A 23,707-nucleotide genomic window follows, 5' to 3' on the forward strand; every position below is an offset into this window, starting at 1 on the left:
CAGAGTCAAAGGGTATGGGTGATTATGTGCAGTAAATCACATAACTAATCAAATAGTTGACGCCATATACTAAAAGCCCCAACATAGCCCATAATCTTTATTTAGAAGCGCGAAAAATACTCGGTGACAGAGAAGGAGCCGGTTTAGTGATAACGGATGGACAGCCTGGGCATATTGATCAAATCAAACAAACCAATGCAGGGGCCGTTTATCGGCTGATTGATTTGTTCGGCCCTATATCCCGTATTGAACTGTCTAAAAGGGCACAACTGGCCCCCGCCAGTATCACTAAAATTGTGCGGGAATTGGTTGAAGCCCATCTGGTGAAAGAGACCGAATATCAAGATGTGGGCAGCCGTGGGCGGCCAGCAATTGGTTTGGTGCTTGATACAGAAGCTTGGCACTATGTCTCCGGGCGAATCAGCCGAGGTTTTATTACTCTCGCACTGCGCGACCTCAGCAGTAAACTGGTCGTTGAAGACCAAATTCCATTACCGGATAGCCACCCAGAACCTCTACTCAATCGCATTCTCAGCGAAGTCGAACAGTTTTTTATCCGGCATCAGGAAAAACTTGAAAGGCTGACTGCCATCGCCATTACCATGCCAGGCATTATTGATGCACCAGCGGGTATTGTGCATAAAATGCCGTTTTATGATGTTAATGAGATGCTGCTGGGCTCGGCGTTAGAAGAGTTAACGGGGTTACCGGTTTATCTGCAACATGATATTTGCGCCTGGACGATGGCTGAAGCTCTGTATGGGGCTTCGCGCGGCTGTCAGAATATTATTCAAGTCGTGATTGATCATAATGTTGGTGCTGGGGTAATTACTGCTGGCCGGGTATTACATGCGGGTAGTCGTAGTGTCATTGAAATTGGTCATACTCAAGTTGATCCTTACGGTAAACGTTGTTATTGCGGTAATCACGGTTGCCTTGAAACCGTTGCCAGTATTGAGAATATGCTGGAAATTGCCCAACAACGATTAAATGGCTCAATGAGTTCTTTATTACATGGCTCACCACTGACAGTGGAATCTTTATGTGATGCGGCTTTAGCTGGCGATCAATTAGCTAAAGATATTATCTTAGGTGTTGGCCACAGCGTCGGACGAATTATTGCCATTATGGTCAATTTATTTAATCCGGAAAAAATTCTGGTCGGTTCGCCATTAAATAAAGCGGCCTCTATTCTTCATCCCGCCATTGCATCTTGCATCCGCCAGCAAGCGCTACCGGCTTACAGTGAGAATATTCTGGTTGAACCGACCGCATTTTTTAATCAGGGAACAATGCCCGGAGCCGCACTGGTAAAAGAAGCATTATATAATGGTTCATTATTGGTGAAATTACTCCAAGGATAGGGTGCCACTAATAATTAAGAGTTAATTATTAGTGGGTATACAGGGCGTATTCCCCATATTATTGGGGGTTATCCGTTAAAAATATCTCCCAGTTCAGCAAAACATTGCGCTAACGCAAGCTGTCTGTTGTCGGCATCGCCTAGACTTTTATCTATGTTATCAATTTCGCTAATATTAGGCGGAAAGACTTAAGTCGACGTGGCCGATTGCGGAGTATTGTTATGTTAACGCGTGTTTTTGTGACGGGTACCGACACAGCTGTTGGTAAAACCGTCGTGTCACGGGCCTTACTTCAGGCCTTAAGCCAAAATGGCAGAACAGCTGTGGGCTATAAGCCAGTAGCGACAGAGAGTCAAGAAACTCCGGATGGATTGCGTAACCAAGATGCACTGATTTTACAAGCTTCATCCTCGATTGAAGTGAATTATCAGGAAGTTAATCCATACCCACTGGCTGGAGATGTTATCCATGCCTGCTCGGGTATCCTCATTAACTACAGTAAAATGACGGAAGGATTGCAGCAATTATCTGCTAAAGCCGATACTGTAGTCGTCGAAGGTTGCGGCGGCTGGAAAGTGATGATGAACGATCAGCGTTTTTATTCTGATTGGGTAGTACAAGAGCAGTTACCGGTTATTTTAGTCGTCGGAATTAAATTAGGCTGTATTAATCATGCCTTATTAACGGCTCAGGCTATTATTAATGATGGCTTACCCTTATTAGGGTGGGTTGCTAATCGTATTAATCCAGGACTTGCCCATTATGCTGAAACAATTGCAATGTTACGCGAACGTTTACCTGCACCACAATTAGGGCAATTACCTTATCTGCCACACCCGGAGCAAAAGCCACTGGCAAAGTATTTAGATCTAACGGCAATGGTTAAATAATAGATTTATACCCGTTATACTTTAAATTGTGTATTGGTTGCTTTCGTTCAACCGAATCACTTATCTGAGTCAGCTCATCGGAACTCACTCAGTTGCAGCCGTCTCTGCAATGCGGATTATTTAGAATATATTTGGGTTACTTGTTATTAGTGAGATAGTGTTATTGGTCAAATTAATAATCGTCTCTAATTGACATCATTATCGACATATTTTAGCGTGAATGATAGACAGAAATAGGGCGTAACCAACGGGCTATTGTTGTCGAAATAACACAGGATAGTAGTAGCCCTGGCAATAGGGTGTATTCACCGGTCATTTCACACACCATCAGCGCGGCCATAATGGGCGCGTGCGTGGTGGCAGCCAGCAGTGTTGCCATACCTGTCAATGCCATTAATAACGCAATATTGTCACCAAACATATTGCCACCAAACCATGGCCACCAGGCAAACATCTGCCCACATAACATCCCTAGCGCCGCACCAACAAATAGAGTAGGTGTAAATACTCCGCCAGGAGCCCCCGAACCACTACTGGCCAATACCGCCAACAATTTACAAATCAGTATTCCTCCAATTAACAAAATCCCCGGTGGAGTGGTTAATAATGATTGCACCACGCTATAACCATTGCCCCAGACTTCCGGAAAAATTAGCGATAATAACCCGACAATCATCCCGCCCAATGCCAATTGTAGTGGCGGTGATAAGTTCAACGACCGAAAAGCATGTCCGCTGGCCGTCATCCCTTTGAGGAATAGTGGCCCACAAAAACCGGCTAATAATCCTAATAATGCCATTAGGAGATATTGTATCGGCCAGGGAGATGGCAGTGCTTGTACTTGATACAGAGTTTCTTGACCGCCGTGTAGCAAATTGGTGGTGAGCAATGCACTGACAGCAGCAATAACCACCGGCCCAAGAGAAGCCAGTATTAAGGTACCGAACAGAATCTCTGCAATAAATAGGCTACCAGCCAGTGGTGCATGATAGGCGCTGGCCATACCAGCAGCGGCACCACAAGCAACCCATAATTTCCATTCTTTTGGTTTGGCATAACGCTGCGCGAAAACAGAAGCAAACAATGCCGCCAGAAGCACCATGGCACCTTCACGACCAATAGCACTGCCACTGGAAACCACTAATAATGAGGCCAAAGATTTGACCAAACTGGCAGAAACATCTAATCGACCATCACCAATTTCAATGGCTTCCATATAGTCGGTAGGGGCGCCGGGCTTTTGATGCCGATAACGCTGATACACCCATAATAATAAGCCTGCGGCCAACCCACCTAAAGCGGGGGTTACTGCACGCCGCCAGCCATTAATAGAAGAAGCCGCTGCGACCAGACTACCATCCGTCCGAGCAAATAATACCCACTCAAGACCCAACATTGCCTGGTGAAATAACCAAACAATCACCGCAGACATGATGCCCAGCATGATTGCAATCATCAGTCGGCGCAGCATTGCGCGGTAGTAATACCAATAAGCCGGCCGTTTCATAGCAAAAAACTGACTAACATATCGTGGTTGGCCCCATATTTTTATCATAAAGAGGTAGGTATACAGATAGATTGTTACTGGTCATCACGCTAATGACCAGTAAATTTTGGGGTAGAGCCAATATACATAGTAGTTTAATATCCTCTTGGAAATATTAAATTCCGTAAGAGGATAGCCTTTCGTCCACATCATCTTCTTTACCGAGCAGTAATAAAATATCTTTTCTATCATCTATGTAGATAAATGAACTGAACTAATTAAACCGACTAGAGAGTGAGGGATTTGTAAATCAGGTAATTAAACAAATTAATTTTATACAAATTATCATTGCATACCGAGAATCTACAATTGATTCAGCAGACAGAACTCGACGATATAATCTTCTCTACCTTTAAATAGAAGAAAAGGGCGCACCGAAGTGCACCCTAAAATCAAAACGTTACTCGCCGTCACTGATACGGGTGTAAACAATCTTCTGGGTATCATTTTCACAATGCCCAACTACTTGGCCACCCGCTTGTTGTACCTGATCGTTAGGAACGATATCCAGTTTAAAACCAGATTCAGGCACACCATTACTGATAATCTTTTGCGTGATATCTGCTTTGACACTTTCACACGATGCCAAAGCAGCCAAAGGGGCTAGAGACAATAGCAATGTGCTGATAATAAAAGTTTTTTTCATCATGAAATCCTTATGTGGATGAATCACTTGCCTAACGTAAGGATAGCTCTGGTTCACATAACCTCAAGTTAATCTGAGCCAATATCATCTATTATGGATTAATCTTACGACCGGACAAACGATCCAGACAGCGTTGGGTGTTAGGTTCCCAATAAGCATTGAGATTTTCGCTGCTTTCGCAATTATCTTTCGCATCTTCAGCACGGTCATCTTTATCGAAATTCTTTTCTACCCGGTTATTCACTTTATTACGCAGGCGATGGGTTTCATCCCACTGTTGTTGGCTCTGGCGTGCTTGTTCTTTTGACATTGGGTCATTATTCCCGCCAACAGAAACACAGGTGCTACCTTGAGTACAAGTGGCCGATTGCGCCAACGCAGGAGTTTGCCACGTCAGCGGCAAAGCCAGCACGGCTAAGGGGAGGAAAGCGCGCATCAGGCGTGGCAGGCTACTTATTTTCATCGTCTTAAGTCCTTTATGAGTCGGTGATATTAATTCATCAGGCCATTATCAGCAGATAGAAAATTATACCATTGCTCACAGCAGATAGACTAGTTAGCGACAGGTTTGTTGATAATCTGTAGAGTAACCTAATGTTAATTTCTATGATTATTTGGGGGATACCCCACTGCTGACAATAAAAGAGATCTGGACGTGTTAAAAACATCCCTACTGTTTTTTGTGACCGCATTGGCCGAGATTATTGGTTGTTTCTTACCTTATTTGTGGCTGCGCAAAGGTGGAACCATTTGGTTATTGCTGCCGGCAGTCGCCAGTTTGGCCTTGTTCGTTTGGTTATTAACTCTGCATCCTGCTGCCAGTGGGCGAGTCTATGCCGCATACGGCGGCGTTTATGTTGCAACTGCATTAATTTGGTTACGTGTTGTTGATGGTGTGAAACTATCACTATTCGATTGGGTTGGAGCGGCAGTAGCGCTGGCAGGTATGTTGATTATTGTTGCCGGCTGGCGGGTTAATTAAGAGTGGGGCGATCAACGCCCCAAACACTTTATTTATCTATTAACTTTCGCGGTGAATACTTAATCCGGCAAAAGATTGGCTAACCGGCATCATTTCCAGTGTGTTGATATTCACGCGAGCAGGCAATGTCGCCACCCAATACACCGCTTCAGCAATATCTTCAGGTATCAATGGGTTAGCGCCATCGTAGGTTTTATTAACCTTATCTCCGTCGCCTTTAAAACGAACTGCCGAGAATTCAGTGCCACCGACCATTCCTGGCTCAATATCCGTTACACGAATATGGGTACCATGCAAATCAGCGCGCAGCCCCAGACTAAACTGCTTAACAAAAGCTTTGGTCGCGCCATACACGTTACCCCCGGCATAAGGCCAGTTAGCCGCGGTTGAACCAATGTTAATAATGTGACCGACATCGCGCGTCACCATTGCAGGAAGCAAAGCTCGAGTCATATTCACCAAACCTTTGGTATTGGTGTCAATCATCGTGTCCCAATCTTCAACATTGGCTTTGTGAGCGGGCTCCAGTCCCAATGCCAAACCGGCATTATTCACCAGCACATCAATATCCTTCAGATTAGCCGGGAGTTCATCGATAACATGTTGAATAGCCGCGCGATTGCGCACATCTAACTGCACAATATGCAGTGGTTCACCTAACTCAGCCTTTAATTCTTCCAACCGTTCCTGACGTCGGCCGGTGGCAATAACCTGATGACCGTGACTGATGAATTTGCGAGTGATAGCCTCACCAAATCCGGAGGTCGCGCCTGTGACGAAAACGATCATGTGCATTCCTTATTTTCGGTGCTAATAATATAATTGATATGATTAACATACTCTTAAGTACAGCAGGACGCCATTGCCGTATTATCATTCATTTCAACCTGGACGGCCTCTTACGCACTTCATCACCCGCATTACGGCTGAGTGTTAATATATCCACTATCGATAGTAATGCGACCACACCAATAACCACAAATGCTATCTGGAAATTTTCCAACGGGATTACACCAGCACGATAAGGATGGAACCACTCCGCAACCCGCAGTGCTAGCGCCCCGATAGCAATTCCCAGCCCCATAGCTAGCTGTTGAATCATATTGGAAAAGTATTCGCGCCCCCCATTTGAGGCCCCGGAATTTCCGAGTATGCTAATGTATTGAGTGCCGTAAATTGCATTGACCGCGTTAACCCGCTGATAAAAAGCAGTAATATAATCAAAATGTGCGGCGTTTCTGGCGTGATCAGCGCACAGGCAAAGATAGCGACTGCATTTAATAACCCATTGACCAGCAAGGCAGAGCGGAGCTGCGTAATGCAGATTGGCTCATAGTGTACGCCCCACAAAATTATCTATTAACGAAACCATTTCTTCCAGTGGCACGATTGTTATTCCCTCATGCCATAGTGACCACCGAAGATATCGGAAAAGCAATGTTGAATGCCGTCCGTTTTGGTTATCCCAAGACGATATTAGAGAAAGACGATATAGCAAAGTTGGGGCGAAAAAGCTAAATAAATCCAGAGTTCATCCAAGAATCTCGTTTAATCAGACTGGATTGTTCGGTAGAGTTGTTTCTTGGCCAGAAACTTTCAGGATCAAAAAATGAGTGTGGATTCCCGCTGGGAAAAGGGCGTTTATAGAGTCACAACCAATAAAACAGAGATGGACATTAATGCTATCCATGCTTATCTCACGCGCTCATCATGGGCACAAGGTATTGATAGAGATACAGTGAGAGAATCGATTGAGCACAGCCTCAACTTTGGTTTATTCCACGAGAGTGACCAGATTGGTTTTGCTCGCGTGGTAACTGATAATGCAACATTTGGTTATGTCTGTGATGTCTATGTTCTTGAAGAATATCAAAACATGAAACTGGGTAACTGGTTGATGGAGTGCTGCCAGTCTCATCCGTCATTACAACGACTCAGGCGCATTATGTTAGTCACATCAACAGCGCCGTGGCTTTATGAAAAATTAGGCTACGCGCCGTTAAATCGAGAGAATTATGTCTGGCAGATTGTCAGGCCTGATATTTACAGTTTAAAGAAGATCTAGCATGAAGCAACCAGATGACGAACATGATGCATCATGCCGAGCTTGGCGCATGCGCAAATCTGGAGAAAAGTGTCGTTAGATAAACCTATTGAACATGAGTAACTGGCCATCTATGAGGAAGATTGCTAGTTAAACCTTAGATCCTGCCTATGTCTATCTTGGTGCGCATAATGTATATTATGTTAAATTGTCTATTGGGCATAGAAAACCATATGCGCCAAGGATTAAGGATTGAAGTCAGCCCCATCTGTACTGTAACCCGTTGAACAGATTACCATTTCATGAGATCTATATTTCAACTGTAAATAACCAAAACTACAACGTAAAGCCCCTTCCCTCATTCTTGTCCGGTGACGCTACGTGAAATCTGTCGAACTGGCAGCATGATTGTCCGTCAGATTTTACTAAACCGCTCGCACTATGTGGGCCTGCTGTTTACATCGGATTATGCGGATTGCTATAAATATCGCTCTGCTGCATTGATGAAACTGATAAACGCTTAATGCTGAGATTAATATCTGGTCAACGTTCTTATAATAACTTTTGAGTTGCAGCTGCGTCATCATAAATGGTCGGATTAACCCATGTGGCCTTAGTCAGTGTTTTCAACATTCTCTTGGCGATATCTATCTCACCGTCAAGAATGCTCTGACGAAGCAAAATTAAGTTTCATATAATAATTAAAACATTGAATATAATATTATTATTACAAAGAATACTGAGGCAGAAAAATAAACCCCAAAAAGGATTAATAAATAAAACCATCTTGAAGTGCTGAGTTCCGTGGCGTAGGCTTTAATTAGTTACACTCAATCGTAGAATTCACATTTATTTTGGTAAAGCAAAACTTGAGAGGCTGAGTTAGTCATGGATGAAAAAAAGAAGTCACTGAATGCAAATAAATTAATTGTAGAATCTCTGAATTCACTGCCGCTGATTTCTATTATGGAATACAGCAATGAGCCTTGGGTTGTAAGAGATTGCGAATCCCGTTATGTGTATGTAAATCAAGCTGGTCTGGACTTTTTAAGTTTACCCGCTGATTTTGATATTGAGGGCAGATTAGATAATGAATGCCCTGCAGATTGGGCAGAGTTTGCTGAGCAATATCAAGAAAATGACAGGAAAGCAGAGAAAAGTGGCAAACGTGTGGCCATTATTTCAACCAATTTTTATGGGCGAGACAAAATATTGGAACCCTATTATTTACCTAGATTTCCGATTTACAATAAAATCGGTGAATGTATAGGAACATTAACCAATGCCAGCAAATTAAATTTTATTTCTCTTTCCCAATATGTAGACCACTGCACACCCTCAGTATTAACCCTGACCCCACCCACAGATCTGTTCAATGAGAAAGAACTTGAGATAATTTTTTTCATATTACAACCCATGACATCTAAAATGGTTGCCAGAAGACTTTCTTTATCACATAGAACCATCGAAAATAAATTAAGGCTAATTTATGAAAAAGCCGGTGTCGGTTCTATCAATATGTTTAGAGAATATTGTGGTCACATAGGGTTAGATTTATATATTCCGCCTAAGTTTATAAAACCTTGCGTTCAGAGTTAATCTGATATTAAAAATAAATAATATCAACAAATTATGTAGCAGTGTTGGAAAATATTCGCTCCCTGCCCTTTAACTCCGCCAGATATTGCCGCCAACTCGTTAAATATGATGCTTTTTGGGTGCTACTTTCGCCCGTTATCAAGTTGTCTAATCGCCGGGGTAAAACTGGTTGCGATGGTGGCAATCACCACAGCTACTGCGGCGGCCAATAAAATTGCGGAACTACCATAGTGCATGCTCAGTGGGCCTGCCGCAAGTTCCCCCACGGGGATCGCCACAAATGAGCCCATTGCATCATAGGCATAAACACGAGCGAGTTTATTGGGGGGAATATGTGTTTGTAGCGCATTCGCCCAAACCACACCGAATTGACCAAAACCGATCCCGGCAATAAAAAATCCCGTCATCAGAATTAATGTTGAAGAGACCATACTGAGGAGAATAATCGGGATAGCGCAAAACGAAACCAGAATCACACCAATAAACAGGTCGCGTCGTAGACGCCAGCGCAGAGCTATGAATGAGCCAATAATCAGGCCAACACTTTCTGCTGCCACTATCATGCCCCAACTTGCCCGCCCAAATGAATCATCAGCGATAATAGGGCCAAGGATCATCACGACACCGCTGAAAGCGGCATTAATAATCGTGAACTGAGCAACAATAGCCCAAACCCACGTGCGAGCAATGAATTCTTTCCACCCATCCCGCAGATCCTGCAAAATATTGGTGTTGGATGACAGAGCCAATGCTGGATTAGTACGAATAAAGAAATAGAGTGGTGCGGAGGCCGCAAATCCTAAAGCATCGACAGCTAAGCCCCACCCTGGCCCAATAGCGCTGGTCAGAATGCCGCCCAATGAAGCTCCAATCACTGTTCCTGCATAGACACCCACTTGAATAAAAGCATTTGCCGCCCTGAGGTTATATGCGGGTACGGTTTGTGGAACCATAGCCGAAGAAGCAGGCAGCGCGATACCCGCAGCTGCGCCATTAATAGTTCCAAGTACAGCCAGCCCCATGATGGTTGCTGTTCCATCCAGCACCAACCAGGCAACAACGCCTTGAGATACGGCGGCAAGGGTGGATGAAGAGAGCAATACCATGCTGCGGGAATAACGATCGGCAAGTACCCCACCAATTAATAAGAAAGCCACATTGAAAATAGATCGCGCGGCAACCACCAAACCTAAGTCAGTAGCGGAACCGCCAATATCCAGCACAGCAAAAGCCAAGGCGATAGGTGCAATGCCATTGCCTAATACCGTGAGAAGTCGGGCAAAAAATAAGTTTCTAAACGGCGCATAGTGAAACACATGTCGGGAAGATGAGACTACGGTATCAGCATTCACTCCTTTCTCTCCGCGCTGATATCGATACTTTCTCGATTTGGAAAGGTATTTTTAGTCGCCGCGCTAGCAGATTCCGGTGGTTTATTCATTTTGGCAACTTGTTGTGGCGATGCAGGGTAGTTAAGGTATCGATGGATCTTACGTTTTTTAAAACGCTATTTCAATATGTTGCGATACTGCCACCCTATTCAGCGTTTAATCAGGTTGATTTGATTGACTCCCTATTAACTTTTTGAAATTAAACAATAATAATCAATCGATCGCGCTACGCGAATTCTGTATTTGTTGCAGTACCATAATGATGCAGAATTCACGTAGCAGTCTTGGAAATTGTCTCTCCCTGCCCTTTGCATTCACATTGATTTTTCCAGCGACGCGGTGAATGTGATTCATCGCACATGCCAGCTTAACTATATGACCATCCTGAGCGGATCACTCCTCATTCATCTGGAACAATGCGAAGCCGTTGTTTAGTATGTAGGTATCTTGTCAACGCTATCAGCAAATTCTATATTTATGAAAAAACTCATTAAACGGCTGGAGATCATTAAAAGCGGTATTGAGCTTGAAGATGACGACATTATTCGCAATCAACTCCCTTATATTAAGAGTGAGACTCAGGACGCGGTGCTGGTTTTTATCGTCATGGCGATCGAACAGGGAAAATTCACCCATGCGCTGGAAGCTATTTCAGCGTGGCTGGGAAGTAAGCAAGGAGTCACACAGTGGCAAGATATCGAATTGTCAGCTTGCAAGCTAGAGCTGAAAGCGCTGGAGAAGCAGTTAAGCGATTTAATTGATAAACGTAATGAACGTATTCAGTTACTAGATGATTTTAATGACCTTTACCTGGTGCGCCTTGGCCCATTGATGAGGCAAATCCTCAATTTGCGCAAACAATTGGCGGAAAGTACCTTGCGTAAAGCCGAGGCGGAAGCCCGTCGCAGAGAACGCGATTATCGCAACTGCCAACAGTATATTTCTCAAGCTATAGATGAACTTGCTGCGCTAAAACAGCGCTGGCTGTCCCTCGCCACCATTTCGAACGAAACCATTGAGATTCGCAACCGGATTCAGCAGCAAGCCGAGTTGATTACCGCCTTGCTGGCGGAGATCAAAGAATTGGAAAATAGTTTCTGCACCCGCAATACCGAGTCAACGCGCAAAGCCCGTGAAGAAGCCAAAGAGAAATACGAAAGTTATCAAGAAAAACAAACCGATGCCGAGAATCGGCTCAATAACGATAAGAAACTCTCTTCTGAACAACGTCAGGAACTCAAACGGTTGTGGCGACAAGCTAGCCGGCTGTGCCATCCAGATTTAGTGGCGGATGAGTTTAAAGAGAAAGCCCATCAACTGATGGTTCAGCTCAATCAAGCTCGTCAAAAAGGGGATTTCCCGACAATTCATGCTTTGCTGGTGAGTTTAAAGCAAGGACTGGAGCCACTGATGGCCAGTGACCTTATTGATGACCTCCAACAGCTTCGCAGAAAAATTAATGATGTTAGAAAACAAATTGACGCGATATTGCATGAATTGAACACATTGGAGGACGAAGAGTCATGGCGGCTGGCGACCTCTTTACCCGATAAAGATAAGTGGTTCAGAGAACAAGAGAATGTATTATCCACGACGCTTAACCTTCTTGAACGGCAGGTAAAAGAAGCATCAAAAGTGCGGTATGAAGCCGAGTATTAAAGAGTAAAAGCCCGCGCTACACGGGCTTCTCGGTAATAATGGGGCCAGCTATTGACTCAATAACTGTTTCACATCCAGTAAGATAAACTCGTTATCGTCCGCCTCATTAGGCTGGCGACTGGAGGAGAATGGGAAGTTATTATCATTACCGACAATGATATGGTTGGCATCCACCACATCAACGTTCTCAATGGTAAAGAACGGGAATGTCAGCACACCATTATTTAGCGGTTTACGCGCTAAATTCTGCGGATCTTTAATATTTAGCAAATCAATATAAGATATTTTTTCTACCGGTTTGCCGACATTATTATCAGAGAATGCGATTTTGTAGACACGTTTGAACTTGGCTATGTCACTGAAGCACTTATCTGTTGCCGCCCCTGCGGCACAGGCTTTATCCGCTGTCCCTTCGCCGTTGTCGCGTTCAATAACCAATCCATGCTTCGCATCAATCATATTGAAATCACCAATAGCATTCTGGTTATCTTCGAGAACATATTGCCAGCTACGCCCTGTCCATGCTTGATTTTTAACATCAAATTCCAGCACCCGCAGGTAACGTTTACCCTCTATATTTTCAAATTGCTCACCATCCCACAGCGCCCCTTCGAGCATGGGATACAGTTTGCTGCCATCGGGTGACACCGCCATTCCTTCAAATCCTTTTGAGCGCGCTACCTGAAAATTCTGTTTACCATCAGGCGCACCAGGTAACGTCAATGTTGGATTATCAGGCGATTTTACCACCTTGCCGTCAACCTGAGTTTCAAACACGGCCAGCACTTTACCGTTCAAGTCGGCTTTAATCAGATAGGGACCAAATTCATCGCCCACCCATAGTGCATCATCGGCAAACTGGAAGCTTTCGGGGTCAAAGTCGCTACCGGTCAAATAGCGTTTTTCAGTGCTTTCATTGGTAATGTGAAAGGGGACTTTTTGATCTGGATCGTGCAGAAACACAGTCTGTAGCGGTGTTACGCTGCCATTTTTAAAATCAATATTATAGTGATTGAGATACAACACGGCATCCGGCGAGTTGGCTTTGCTACCAAATCCATTGTCGGTCAGCACCCAATAGGTGCCATCCGGCATGTGTTTGATACCCGAATGCCCTTGCAGTGGCTGTCCGGTGATCGGCAACCCAATACCTGTTGGACGATCAGCCGATTTACCGGCTACTGCGCCCAATGTAGTAACGCGTTGACCACTGGTGTATTTACCACTTTGTTGTAAATCAGTCGGCGCATCCGCTGGGGCTGCAACCGTCGTTTTCGCTGGCAGAATGGCATGACCGGCAAGGGCCGCTGACACCTCGACAGCCTGCGCCCATAAAGAGCTACTGAACGCGATACTACTGACCAGCAGTGCTAACCTGAATTTTTTTATGTGCATGTTAAGTTCCCTAATTATTTTTATTGCCCAAAGGTAAAAAGCAATTTCACTATAGGGTGCTGGAGTGACAGAAATATTATCCCTGTTATTCTTTATGATTGAGGCATAATCACTATGAGTATTATTAATTTCGTATTCATTCGCAAAAAGGTCATTCATGATGAAAGATAACGAATATCAACCACCGAAAGTCTGGACAGAAAATAACGCCAGCGGCGGAGTATGGTCGAAGATCAATCGCCCGACGGCGGGTGCCAGACATGAAGCTACCCTGCCCATAGGTAAACACCCATTGCAGCTATATTCCATGGGGACACCGAATGGTCAGAAGGTCACGATTCTGCTGGAGGAGTTGTTGGCTTTGGGTGAAAAAGGGGCGGAATATGATGCCCATTTGATTCGTATCGGTGAAGGTGATCAGTTCTCGAGTGGTTTTGTTGCCGTCAATCCAAATTCAAAGATCCCGGCCTTGATGGACCATTCAACCACCCCGCCGATCAGGGTATTTGAATCTGGTGCCATTTTGCTTTATTTAGCGGATAAGTTTGCTCATTTCTTACCAAAATCCCTTGGGGCAAGAACAGAAGCACTCAATTGGCTGTTCTGGTTACAGGGCGCAGCCCCCTATTTGGGCGGCGGGTTTGGTCATTTTTATCACTATGCACCGGTAAAAATCGAATACGCCATCGACCGTTTCACCATGGAAGCCAAACGTCAGCTTGATTTGCTCAATACACAGCTCGCAACTCATGAATATATCGCCGGTGATGAGTACTCTATTGCCGATATTGCGATCTGGCCATGGTATGGCAACCTGGTGTTGGGCCTGCAATATGAAGCGGGTGAATTCCTGGATGTAAAATCCTATACCCATTTGATACGTTGGACTGAAACTATTGCTAAACGCCCTGCGGTGCAGCGCGGCCGCATTGTCAATAAAACCTGGGGCGCACCAGAAGAACAGTTGGCTGAACGCCATGATGCATCTGACTTCGACCACTTATAATTGACTTGGCTTAATCGATAGAATCACCCTCAAGCCCTAATTTCACTGGGTTTGAGGGTGATTAGATGGGCTGATTGATGAGATTACGGGGATGGCGGAATATGCAGCCAGATACGGTTACTTCAATGAAAACAGGGAATTGCAGTAGAGCCGGACGTGGGAAGAGTTCCTGATAAATACTGGCTGGCAGGAGGAGGAACACTCTTCTTCTCTTTAGTTCTTCGAGGATACATTCAGGACGCCAATCCCCCACCCCCTGCGTAAGGGGTTTTCCCAGCAATTTTCATCACCTCAGCCCCCAAAGTCACAAACGGCGCGCGTCTGCTGGCATAGATTATTCCGCCCGCTTTTGCCCGTACTGCTTTAACCGTATCCGTAATCGGGTCGATGATTTCAGCGACCACTTCATCTTTAGTGACCCACTCACCCGGCTGGCGCAATAGCAACAGCAAGCCACTGGCTGGGGCATTGACTATCTCTCCCGCAGAGAACGGCAACATGACCACTTCACGCTGTGGGATCTCTGGCTGTTCGCCGACAATCGCACCACGATGTTGTAAATATTGATAAATACGTTCGGCATCAGCACTGGCCAGCGGATGACTGACATCTTGTTGCCCGCGCAACTCCACTGTCACGGCCATACAGGCTGGAGCAAGCTCAGGATAATGTGCTGCGAGACGGTGCCACGGCAAGCCACAGGCCTCATCAAAGGAACCGCCGCCGCTATCTTGTGACAGCAGTACGGTATCGATATGCAGAAAACGTGCGAGAATATCCACCGATTCGCGCCAAGCCGGGTCAGCATACAGATGCAGAATAGCGCTATCGTCACAATGCAAATCCAACACCAAATCGGCATCACAGGCCAGCATCAGCAAGTGTTGGCGCAAAGCATCTACTTCGCTAATCGCGGGTAAATCGTGCAATGCCGCCACCATAGCTCGGCGTATTTGTTGCTGTAGACGCTCTTTTTCGCTTAATCCGTTCGCCGCCAGACGCTGCTGCGCCAATTGGGCCAGATTGGGAAAATCACGATTAAAGTTACGCCCGCTCACTAAATCAAAACGGCCTATTCCACTGTTTAGCAGCACTTGTGCCATACCGACAGGGTTAGCTATTGGCACAATCACTATTTCACTCTGAATTTCTCCGCGCCGTTCCGCCTGACTCAGCAATCTTTTAAGATAATGCAATACCAGCATTCCGGGCAGTTCATCGGCATGTAGGCCCGCCTGTAAGTAGATTTTCTCGCCCACACCCGGCTGGCCGAAATGAAAACTGGTTAATTGACGCTGCCCACTCAGGGCATGTTCAGGTAACTTATGGTTATTGATTTTCATTGGACGTCCTATCTGTGGAAAAGAAACCCCGGCTTGACCGAATTGACAAAAAAATCCTTGAAATCCTGAGCCAGGATGGCCGTATCTCTTATCAGAAACTATCCGAGCAGGTTAATTTAACCGCCCGCCCCTGTCTGGAGCGGGTTCGACTGTTGGAGCGCGCTGGTATTATCCGCGGCTACAGCGCTATTATTGAGCTGCCAGAACCCGAGCATGCCTTTGTTATCCAAGCACAAATTGCTTTGGCCGACCATGGACATTCACAGGCGGCCTTCGAACAAGAAGTGCGTAAAACGCCCGAAGTGCTGGATTGCTGGTTAGTCGGCGGTAGCTTTGATTTCCTGCTGCGCATAGGCTGCCGCAATATGGAGCACTACCGACTACTGGCCGACACCTGGCTCACCAGTAAAAAATTCCGTGTCGATAAAATCGTCACCATTACTGAGTTACAAGCTATTAAGCGCGCTTAAAGCCACATGACCCGCCTGATTCAATCGTGGCGGGCAAAGGCTAACCAGCGCCGCTCCGCCCGCGAAAACAAGAAAATCAAGATAAAGGTACACAGCAAATAAAGCGCGGCCGCCATCAGAAATGGGATAAAGGGCGAGTAAGTGGCGGCATAGAAAGCCCGTGCCACACCGGTAATATCGAGTAAAGTGACGGTGCTGGCCAGCGAGGTGGCATGCAGCAAAAACACCATTTCATTATTCAACGCCGGAATACCACGCCGTAATGTCGCCGGTAACACCAAACGGCGAATAATTTGCCACTGACTCATGCCGAACGCTTCGCCAGCCACCCACTCTTGGCGTGGAAAAGTCACCATCATGCCCGCTAATAACTCGGCGACATAAGCACTGGTATTGAGCACCAAGGCCAGTGTGGCGCAGAAAGTGGCGTCCCGAAATAGCAGCCAAAAGGGTTGGTCGTCCTGCCAGCCCAACTGCACAATGTCAAATTGCGACAGGCCATAGTAGATAAGCATGAGTTGCAGGTAGAGCGGCGTGCTACGAAAGAAATAAGTCACACTGCGGATCAGCCACGCCAGTGGGCGTGGGCCGAATGCTTGCCCGATAGCCATCACTAGCGCCAGCAATAAACCGGGTACCACCGAGAGTAAAAACAGTTTGGCGGTCACCGCCAGGCCAGTCATATCAGAGCCATCGCTGTAGAGAAATGTTGGCACGGCTTCCAGTATCGTTTGCAGGTTCATGAACGCGCCCTCGCCGCAGTTGATGTCGACAGCGCATAACGCCGCGCCAACAGACTAAAGCCCCAACTGGACAACGCAGTAATGACCATATAAATCATCGCCACCAGGAAGTAGAACAGGAAAGGTTTTTGTGTCGCGCGCCCTGCCTGCTCGGCCAGCCACACCATATCTTCCAATCCCAGAATGGATATCAAGGCCGAGGCTTTCATCAAACCGAGCCAGTTATTATTGATGCCGGGAATAGCAAAACTGAGCATTTGCGGCAGCATAATGCGCCGGAACACCTGACTGGGGCGCATGCCGTAAGCCATGGCGGCTTCCAACTGACCACGATCGACGGTTTGAAAAGCGCCACGGAAGGTTTCTGTATAATACGCACCAAATACAATGCCAATCGCCAGCACACCGGAAATAAAAGTATTGAAGCGAACCGGCCCCAAGCCCAACAGACCAAGAAAACCATTCACCAGCATTTCGCCACCAAAAAATAGCAGCAGCATAATCACCAGTTCAGGAATACCGCGTACTAAGGTGGTGTAGCCGGTGGAAATCCAACGTAACCAACGCGGGCCAAAAAGTTTGATAACCGCATTGATCAAGCCGAGTACCAGTGCGACAGCCAGTGATAACAGCATCACACACAGTGATAACCCCGCCCCTTGCGCCAGTAACGGCAAATAGTCTGCGACCATTATCGACCTCCCGAGGCTAGCCAACAGCAACCGGGCATGTGTGTTATTGCCCGGAGCTCACAACAGTCACGGCAAAAAATTACTCGCCGTAAATATCGAAACTAAAATACTTTTTCTGAATGGCATCATAGGTGCCATCAGCACGAATCGCCTTTATGGCCCCATTCAGCGCATCACGCAAGGCCGGATTATCTTTACCTACCGCGATGCCGACATCAGAGGAGATGGTTTCGTCTTGAATAACTGGCCCAGCAAAAGCAAATTTCTGCCCGCGTGGAGTGTCGATAAAGCTGCTGGCAGCCTGAATATTATCTTGTAACGAGGCGTTGATCCGCCCTGACAGCAGATCGAGATAGACATTGTCCTGATTGGCGTAAGAGACAATCTTCACCCCTTGCCCGCCCCAATGTTTTTTCGCGTAAGTTTCATGGATAGAGCCGGTCTGAACCCCGACAGTTTTCCCTTTTAAGCTGGCAACATCAGGTAACAATGGGCTGCCTTTGCGCGCGACTAATTGTGCTGCACTACGGTAATAGCGATCAGTGAAATCGACTTCTTTTTTGCGTTCATCGGTAATACTTAGCGAGGCAATAATGGCATCAAATTTGCGCGCATTAAGGGCCGCAATCATGCTTTCAAAGGGCTGTTTGACGAAAACACATTTGGCATGCAAGTTGTCACACAATGCATTGGCGATATCAATATCAAAACCGGTGATCTCACCGCTGGGGGCCAAAACGTCAAAGGGAGGATAACCGCCATCCACCCCAAAACTGATCGTTTCTATCGTCTGAGCCGCCACCGGCGCGGAAAGTATCAAGCCAGTCAGTAATGCCACGATGGTTTTTTTCATGGTAATGAACCCCAATATTGACAAATGGTTAGAAACGAAGCGAAAGACAGGTTAAGCCGCCATCCATTTTTTTAAATTCACTGGTATCGAGTTGCACAATGGGCATCCCCAGTTTTTCAATTTGCGCCAAGGTATAAGGATACCCTCGCGGTGTAATCAGCGTATCATTGATCCATAAGGTATTACCGGCGTAAGACTCCGCTTCGGGGATAACAATCGTATTGAAGTCGGCAAAAGCAGGATGGTGCTGATAATCTTCGGTCAGCAATAAGGTATTGCGGCCCACGTAGTTAACAATGGATTTCAGGTGCAACCCGGCACTCACGGCAATGGCGGTCACCCGATAACCATAACGCCCCACCGCCGCAGTAAATTCGCTAATGCCCGCTTCATCAGTGCGTGATGTCAGCCCGATGAAAAACTGTTTATCCACCAATAACACATCACCGCCATCAAGGTGCCCATGGTGACTCATGCGAAAAACGGAGCGGTCAGTAAACAGTGGCTCAATGGTATCCACTTCGCCCTGGCGACTGGGTGCACCGGGGTGAGTTATCACCGCCAGCTCCGGCATCACCACCGCGGTATCTTCGACAAAGTGGGCATCTGGGAAGGCCGGTGCCGCCGGTAAGATGGTCACTTTCAGGCCCAGTCGCAGCAAAGTATCGACATAAGCCAGAAATTGTTGACCGGTGACGGCAACATCCGGCGCGCCCAATTTGGAGGTTGTCTGGCCGTGACCACAGGTATCAGCAGGGAGTCTGGCAATAGCTTGAGTAAAGTGCATAAGCGATTCTCTCGATTAGGTGCAAAACAATGATCTGATTATTAAACAGATACCGTCACCAATCGGGTTGAATAAGCTTGGTGCAACTCACCATTTGCGCTGTATATTATTGGCAAGGCGACCTATTCCGCTGTCACTGATGACAGAAGCGTCGGTCGCCAGAAGCTTTAGTTATATACTGAATGTTATGATTGCGAACTAATTGATAAACCAGGTGCGTCAAATGAAAAAATTAACCCTCGTGATGCTGACTCTTTTATTAGTGGCCTGCGCCAATACCGGGCATGTGGGAGTGAGTGGCGGTTCGGGCGGCATATCCAGTATCAGTATTGGTACCGGGGTTAGCCGGTAGACGGAGTTCCCGCCCCCTGCGGTGGTAAATCTATGGGTTTACCCGGTCATTTATCGCTGATTCAGTTTCATATCAAGAACGGCCAGTCCAAGGGCTGCCCCCCCTAACGCCGCATCTCCCCATCCAACAGCTGACAATCCATATCTTGCCCGCGATCACACGGGATATTAACGGAACGGCGGCTCGTTAAAGGTGCGCAACTTGCGCGAATGCAGTTGGTCACCCTCCGCCCGCAGTAAATCTATCGCGCGAATACCAATCTGCAAGTGTTCGGAAATAGCGCCTTCATAAAAATGATTAGCCTGCCCCGGTAGCTTGATTTCACCATGCAAAGGTTTGTCTGAAACACACAGTAAGGTGCCGTAAGGTACCCTGAAGCGATAACCTTGTGCGGCGATAGTGGCACTTTCCATATCCACCGCCACTGCGCGACTGAGGTTAAAACGCAAAGCAGAGGCAGAAAAACGCAGTTCCCAGTTGCGATCGTCGGAAGTGACCACAGTTCCGGTGCGCAGCCGTTGTTTAACTTCAACGCCCGGCATGCCACTCACCGCTTTGGTGGCGTCATATAATGCCCGTTGAACTTCAGCAATGCTGGGGATCGGAATATCCGGAGGCAATACCGCATCTAACACATGGTCGTCGCGCAAATAAGCATGGGCCAAGACATAATCGCCAATCGCCTGACTTTCACGCAAACCACCACAATGCCCAATCATCAGCCACGCGTGTGGCCGCATCACTGCCAGATGGTCGCAAATGGTTTTGGCGTTGGATGGGCCAACGCCAATATTCACCAACGTGATGCCATGCCCGCTTTCAGCGATTAAATGATAGGCAGGCATTTGATATTTTTTCCACGCCAGATCGGAGGTTGTCTTCTCCGGATCCGCATTTTCGGCGGTTATATAGCTCCCTCCGGCGCAGGATAAGGCTTTATAGGGGCTGGCGGGATCAAGAATTTGCTCACAAGCCCAACTGACAAATTCATCAACATAGCGGCTGTAATTGGTAAACAGAATATAGGGCTGAATATGTTCTGCCGGTGTGCCGGTATAGTGTTTGAGCCGCGCCAGTGAAAAATCGGTGCGCAGCGCATCAAAATGCGATAGCGGGAAATCAGCGCCAGCAATATCAATACCATCAGTGATGGCATCGCCGATTTTAGCCAGATCCGTGGTTGGGAAGTGCTGAGCCAGCCCGGCCGTCATCGAGCGGTCGAGAATAAGGTCAGAACCATCAATAACAAAGGGATAGGGCATTTCTTGTTGTGACGGTGTCACTTCGAATACCGCGCCATACTCAGTTTCCAGCAATGTCAGTTGCTCAGTCAGATATTCTCTGAATAAAGCTGGCCGAGTTATTGTGGTGCTGTATTGCCCAGTGCGCGAGAAACGCCCGTAAGCCCGGGTGCGCTGATGGTCACGGAACCGGCCATCCCAACTGACACTGAGCTGCGGATACGAAAATAGGCCCTTCGCCCGGTCACCAACATCCGGCAATGCCCCATCACGAATATATGCACTGATAGCATCACGTAATGCGCTCAGCGCCGCCTCGTATAACGTCTCCAGTCTCTCTATTGCCGCAACGGCCGAGAGATGAGTTGTAGCTTGTGATTGATTCAAGGTATCTCCTTTCAATACGCGTAAAGGCGGTGTTTAGCTTACTCAATAAATACGGGCAGAAATAGAAATATGAAGATTGATAGAGTGACTGTATCAATTCTACCCAGTAATTTCTGTCATGTTACCCAGCCTTTGTTGCATAAGGTCAATAAGAACCCGCGTTTTAGCCGGTAAATAGCGGCGGTTGGAATAGATCGCGAATAATTGTAGCGGTGCGGCGGGTTGTTCCAATGCCACTTCGCATAAGCGCCCATCAGCAATCCACGGCTGACAAGCTTGAGTCGATAAAATAGCAAAACCGATCCCCGCTACAGCCGCACGTAAGGCCATTTCACCACTATTGACGCGGTAATGCCCATTCACCGCCACCGTTTTAAAGCCGCCCTTTTTCTTAATAAATTGCCAGGGTAGCCCTTTCAACGCGCTAACGGTGGTAATGCAGGGTAATGTGGCAAATTGTTCGATGCGAGTCGGTTTGCCAAAGCGCGCCAGCACTGCGGGGGCGGCAACGACGCTGCACGGGAACGTTGCCAAATGGCGAGCAATATAATCACTGTCATCCAGTTGCCCACGGGTAATAATAATCGCTAAATCAAGGTCATCCCGTAACGATTCGAGGCCGGATAAATTCGTCACGCAACTGATTTCAATCTCCGGGTGTTGCAATGCGAACTCGGCAATGAGTGTGCCGAATAAGGCTGGGCCGATTTCATTGGGGATGCAAATACGCAGTGGGCCTTTGATTTGAATCTGCTGCGAAGTTAATTCGGCCTCAGTTTGCTCCAGGGATTCCAATAAAGGTTTTACCCGGGTGTAGAGCAATTGGCCGGCGGGCGTGAGTTTCATGTGTCGGGTGCTGCGCTCGATGAGCTGAAGGTTAAGCCGTTCTTCTAACTGTGAAATACAGCGACTCACATTAGAAGTGGGCATTTCAAGTGCTTTGGCGCCCCCGACAAAACTGCCCTTTTCTGCCACCGCCGTGAAAACTCTCAGGGTGTTGAGATCCATATTAGCGCGCATCAATTATCCTACTATTGATAATAATCCATATCATTTTTACCCTCTAATCACCAAAAAGTATAGGCGCTAAGCTCTCTTCCTCATTATTATTTAGCGGGAATATGCTATGTCAGTTGTTGATCAAGTTAATGATAAAAACCTTATCCGAATCGCGCTTATCACCTCCTTTATTCAGTTCACTAATGCACTCGAATATATGATGTTCAATCCAATATTCATATTTATGGCCAAAGATTTCGGCGTTTCTGTCACTTTTGCAGGTTATGTCACGGGCATTTACACCTTAGCCGCGGTGATCTCTGGCGGGGTCGCTTTCTTCTATATCGACAGGTTCAATAAAAAGTTTATTCTACTCATTAATATGGCCATGTTGGGGGTATTAACCCTCCTAATTACGCAAGTTAATCAATTCTACTTACTGTTATTATTACGTTTTTTAGCTGGCCTTATGGGGGGTACCACCATGGGGGTGGGGATCAGTTTACTGATCAACGCGACCCCGACGGCATTGCGCAGTAAAATGCTGGCAATAGTTATTGCGTCATTTTCCATCGTCAGTATTGTCGGGATGCCGGGCATATTGTTTCTTTGTGAACATTATGGCTGGCACTCTGCTTTATGGCTTATTTTTATACTGTGTCTGCTGGCGGTATTAACTATTAAGTGGGGTATTCCCAATGACTCACGCCCTGCCCGCGCTGGTCAGCCGCATCTTCCACTTAATCGTGATGTTTTACTGTTTGCTTCAGGAAATGCGCTGATACAGTTTAGTCCAATGTTAATTATCCCCATTTTAGTCCCCGTCCTGACGCAGCAATTGCAGGTATCGAACAAAATGTTGCCGTGGCTATTTTTTATTGGTGGCATCAGCGGCTATTGGGTCACGAAAATAACTGGCACATTAATGTCGCGCTATTCCGCCACCTTTATTATTTCAATTTCTACCCTTGTTTTTGTGCTCAGCCTGTTAATCCCATTTGTGGGTGAGCCCCCCTTATCCTGGCTATTTATGATTCTTTTTTTGGGCTCGTCATATAGTCGTCTGGTCGCCAGTTCGGCCCTGACAATTCAATTTCCGGAAGATAAACATCGCGCAGGATATGGCTCATTACAAACAGCTCTAATGTATTTGACGACGACCCTCGCCTTCTTTTTGTCCTCCATTCTATTACCGGCGGACGGAATGACATTACAAAGTTTGCGCCGCTTATTGATTCTCTGTGCTTTAAGTGCGCTGGTTTTGCCGTTTTACAGCAGGCTATTGCAACATAAACTTAACTTTCGGCTGATATAGTTG

Annotated in this window: 22 protein-coding genes and 2 pseudogenes; 10 read left to right on the plus strand and 14 right to left on the minus strand. The window is 46.6% G+C overall.

The window, feature by feature from the left end:
* Positions 1 to 146: 146 nt before the first annotated feature.
* Together mlc and bioD are read left to right on the plus strand one after the other, a co-directional pair.
* Positions 147 to 1,364 carry a sugar metabolism global transcriptional regulator Mlc gene (gene mlc, locus DX162_RS16420; protein ID WP_032819743.1) on the plus strand — a complete coding sequence of 406 codons (1,218 nt, stop codon included), beginning with the start codon at positions 147 to 149 and terminating at the stop codon, positions 1,362 to 1,364.
* Between the two features lie 221 nt (positions 1,365 to 1,585).
* Positions 1,586 to 2,254 carry a dethiobiotin synthase gene (bioD, locus tag DX162_RS16425; protein ID WP_004390318.1) on the plus strand — a complete coding sequence of 223 codons (669 nt, stop codon included), beginning with the start codon at positions 1,586 to 1,588 and terminating at the stop codon, positions 2,252 to 2,254.
* Positions 2,255 to 2,465: 211 nt separating this feature from the next.
* On the opposite strand, the gene clcB is transcribed toward bioD, so the two are convergent.
* From clcB to DX162_RS16440, 3 genes are all read right to left on the minus strand, one after another.
* Positions 2,466 to 3,761 (minus strand): voltage-gated ClC-type chloride channel ClcB, encoded by a 1,296-nt coding sequence (gene clcB, locus DX162_RS16430; RefSeq protein ID WP_004390317.1) that lies wholly within the window; start codon positions 3,759 to 3,761, stop codon positions 2,466 to 2,468.
* 439 nt (positions 3,762 to 4,200) lie between these two features.
* Entirely contained in the window at positions 4,201 to 4,446 is a 246-nt protein-coding gene (locus DX162_RS16435; protein ID WP_032819742.1) for a DUF1161 domain-containing protein, read from the minus strand.
* 91 nt (positions 4,447 to 4,537) lie between these two features.
* The gene (locus DX162_RS16440) at positions 4,538 to 4,909 is read right to left on the minus strand and encodes a DUF1283 family protein (protein WP_004390315.1); all 372 of its coding nucleotides are present in this window, start codon (positions 4,907 to 4,909) and stop codon (positions 4,538 to 4,540) included.
* A gap of 192 nt (positions 4,910 to 5,101) precedes the next feature.
* Here DX162_RS16440 and DX162_RS16445 point away from each other — a divergent pair, with 192 nt between their 5' ends.
* Positions 5,102 to 5,428, plus strand: a complete 327-nt coding sequence (locus tag DX162_RS16445) for a YnfA family protein (RefSeq protein WP_032819741.1) — start codon at positions 5,102 to 5,104, stop codon at positions 5,426 to 5,428.
* A gap of 39 nt (positions 5,429 to 5,467) precedes the next feature.
* Here the strand turns inward: DX162_RS16445 and ydfG are convergent, their stop codons facing one another.
* A complete protein-coding gene (gene ydfG / locus DX162_RS16450) occupies positions 5,468 to 6,217 on the minus strand; it encodes a bifunctional NADP-dependent 3-hydroxy acid dehydrogenase/3-hydroxypropionate dehydrogenase YdfG (protein WP_004390313.1) in 750 nt (249 codons plus the stop codon).
* 88 nt (positions 6,218 to 6,305) lie between these two features.
* Positions 6,306 to 6,742 (minus strand): annotated as a pseudogene (locus tag DX162_RS16455) (MFS transporter); the annotation flags it as partial.
* 295 nt (positions 6,743 to 7,037) lie between these two features.
* Here DX162_RS16455 and DX162_RS16460 point away from each other — a divergent pair.
* Both DX162_RS16460 and DX162_RS16465 read left to right on the plus strand, forming a co-directional pair.
* Positions 7,038 to 7,493 carry a GNAT family N-acetyltransferase gene (locus DX162_RS16460; RefSeq protein WP_004390308.1) on the plus strand — a complete coding sequence of 152 codons (456 nt, stop codon included), beginning with the start codon at positions 7,038 to 7,040 and terminating at the stop codon, positions 7,491 to 7,493.
* Positions 7,494 to 8,360: 867 nt separating this feature from the next.
* A complete protein-coding gene (locus DX162_RS16465; protein ID WP_098080834.1) occupies positions 8,361 to 9,071 on the plus strand; it encodes a helix-turn-helix transcriptional regulator in 711 nt (236 codons plus the stop codon).
* Positions 9,072 to 9,193: 122 nt separating this feature from the next.
* Here the strand turns inward: DX162_RS16465 and DX162_RS16470 are convergent.
* Positions 9,194 to 10,435 (minus strand): annotated as a pseudogene (locus DX162_RS16470) (MFS transporter); the annotation flags it as partial.
* 504 nt (positions 10,436 to 10,939) lie between these two features.
* On the opposite strand from DX162_RS16470, the gene DX162_RS16475 reads away from it, so the two are divergent.
* The gene (locus DX162_RS16475; RefSeq protein WP_004390303.1) at positions 10,940 to 12,121 is read left to right on the plus strand and encodes a coiled-coil domain-containing protein; all 1,182 of its coding nucleotides are present in this window, start codon (positions 10,940 to 10,942) and stop codon (positions 12,119 to 12,121) included.
* A 48-nt stretch (positions 12,122 to 12,169) separates the two neighbouring features.
* On the opposite strand, the gene DX162_RS16480 is transcribed toward DX162_RS16475, so the two are convergent.
* Entirely contained in the window at positions 12,170 to 13,516 is a 1,347-nt protein-coding gene (locus DX162_RS16480; protein WP_032819738.1) for an esterase-like activity of phytase family protein, read from the minus strand.
* A gap of 160 nt (positions 13,517 to 13,676) precedes the next feature.
* Here DX162_RS16480 and yghU point away from each other — a divergent pair, with 160 nt between their 5' ends.
* Complete coding sequence (gene yghU / locus DX162_RS16485; RefSeq protein WP_032819737.1) at positions 13,677 to 14,522, plus strand: glutathione-dependent disulfide-bond oxidoreductase; 846 nt, start codon at positions 13,677 to 13,679, stop codon at positions 14,520 to 14,522.
* 233 nt (positions 14,523 to 14,755) lie between these two features.
* On the opposite strand, the gene DX162_RS16490 is transcribed toward yghU, so the two are convergent.
* On the minus strand, positions 14,756 to 15,865 hold the full coding sequence (locus DX162_RS16490; RefSeq protein WP_004390300.1) for a succinylglutamate desuccinylase/aspartoacylase family protein: 1,110 nt from the start codon (positions 15,863 to 15,865) through the stop codon (positions 14,756 to 14,758).
* Positions 15,866 to 15,879: 14 nt separating this feature from the next.
* Between DX162_RS16490 and DX162_RS16495 the strand changes: the two genes are divergently transcribed.
* Entirely contained in the window at positions 15,880 to 16,335 is a 456-nt protein-coding gene (locus DX162_RS16495) for an Lrp/AsnC family transcriptional regulator (protein WP_004390299.1), read from the plus strand.
* 20 nt (positions 16,336 to 16,355) lie between these two features.
* Here DX162_RS16495 and DX162_RS16500 read toward each other — a convergent pair whose 3' ends face one another.
* The 4 genes from DX162_RS16500 to DX162_RS16515 form a co-directional block, all read right to left on the minus strand.
* Positions 16,356 to 17,078, minus strand: coding sequence for an ABC transporter permease (locus DX162_RS16500; RefSeq protein WP_032819735.1), 723 nt, complete (start codon positions 17,076 to 17,078; stop codon positions 16,356 to 16,358).
* Entirely contained in the window at positions 17,075 to 17,770 is a 696-nt protein-coding gene (locus tag DX162_RS16505) for an ABC transporter permease (protein ID WP_004390297.1), read from the minus strand. The genes DX162_RS16500 and DX162_RS16505 overlap by 4 nt, the downstream gene beginning before the upstream one ends.
* A gap of 79 nt (positions 17,771 to 17,849) precedes the next feature.
* Positions 17,850 to 18,623 carry an ABC transporter substrate-binding protein gene (locus tag DX162_RS16510; RefSeq protein WP_049557498.1) on the minus strand — a complete coding sequence of 258 codons (774 nt, stop codon included), beginning with the start codon at positions 18,621 to 18,623 and terminating at the stop codon, positions 17,850 to 17,852.
* A 28-nt stretch (positions 18,624 to 18,651) separates the two neighbouring features.
* Positions 18,652 to 19,410 (minus strand): dimethylarginine dimethylaminohydrolase family protein, encoded by a 759-nt coding sequence (locus DX162_RS16515; RefSeq protein ID WP_004390295.1) that lies wholly within the window; start codon positions 19,408 to 19,410, stop codon positions 18,652 to 18,654.
* A gap of 223 nt (positions 19,411 to 19,633) precedes the next feature.
* Here DX162_RS16515 and DX162_RS22780 point away from each other — a divergent pair, with 223 nt between their 5' ends.
* A complete protein-coding gene (locus DX162_RS22780; RefSeq protein ID WP_258018976.1) occupies positions 19,634 to 19,762 on the plus strand; it encodes a hypothetical protein in 129 nt (42 codons plus the stop codon).
* 167 nt (positions 19,763 to 19,929) lie between these two features.
* Here DX162_RS22780 and DX162_RS16520 read toward each other — a convergent pair whose 3' ends face one another.
* Complete coding sequence (locus tag DX162_RS16520; RefSeq protein ID WP_032819733.1) at positions 19,930 to 21,390, minus strand: AMP nucleosidase; 1,461 nt, start codon at positions 21,388 to 21,390, stop codon at positions 19,930 to 19,932.
* Between the two features lie 99 nt (positions 21,391 to 21,489).
* Positions 21,490 to 22,410 (minus strand): LysR family transcriptional regulator, encoded by a 921-nt coding sequence (locus tag DX162_RS16525; RefSeq protein WP_004390292.1) that lies wholly within the window; start codon positions 22,408 to 22,410, stop codon positions 21,490 to 21,492.
* Between the two features lie 106 nt (positions 22,411 to 22,516).
* Between DX162_RS16525 and DX162_RS16530 the strand changes: the two genes are divergently transcribed.
* Complete coding sequence (locus DX162_RS16530; protein ID WP_004390291.1) at positions 22,517 to 23,704, plus strand: MFS transporter; 1,188 nt, start codon at positions 22,517 to 22,519, stop codon at positions 23,702 to 23,704.
* Positions 23,705 to 23,707 lie beyond the last annotated feature (3 nt).

The organism is Yersinia kristensenii, from assembly GCF_900460525.1.
Lineage (GTDB): Bacteria > Pseudomonadota > Gammaproteobacteria > Enterobacterales > Enterobacteriaceae > Yersinia > Yersinia kristensenii.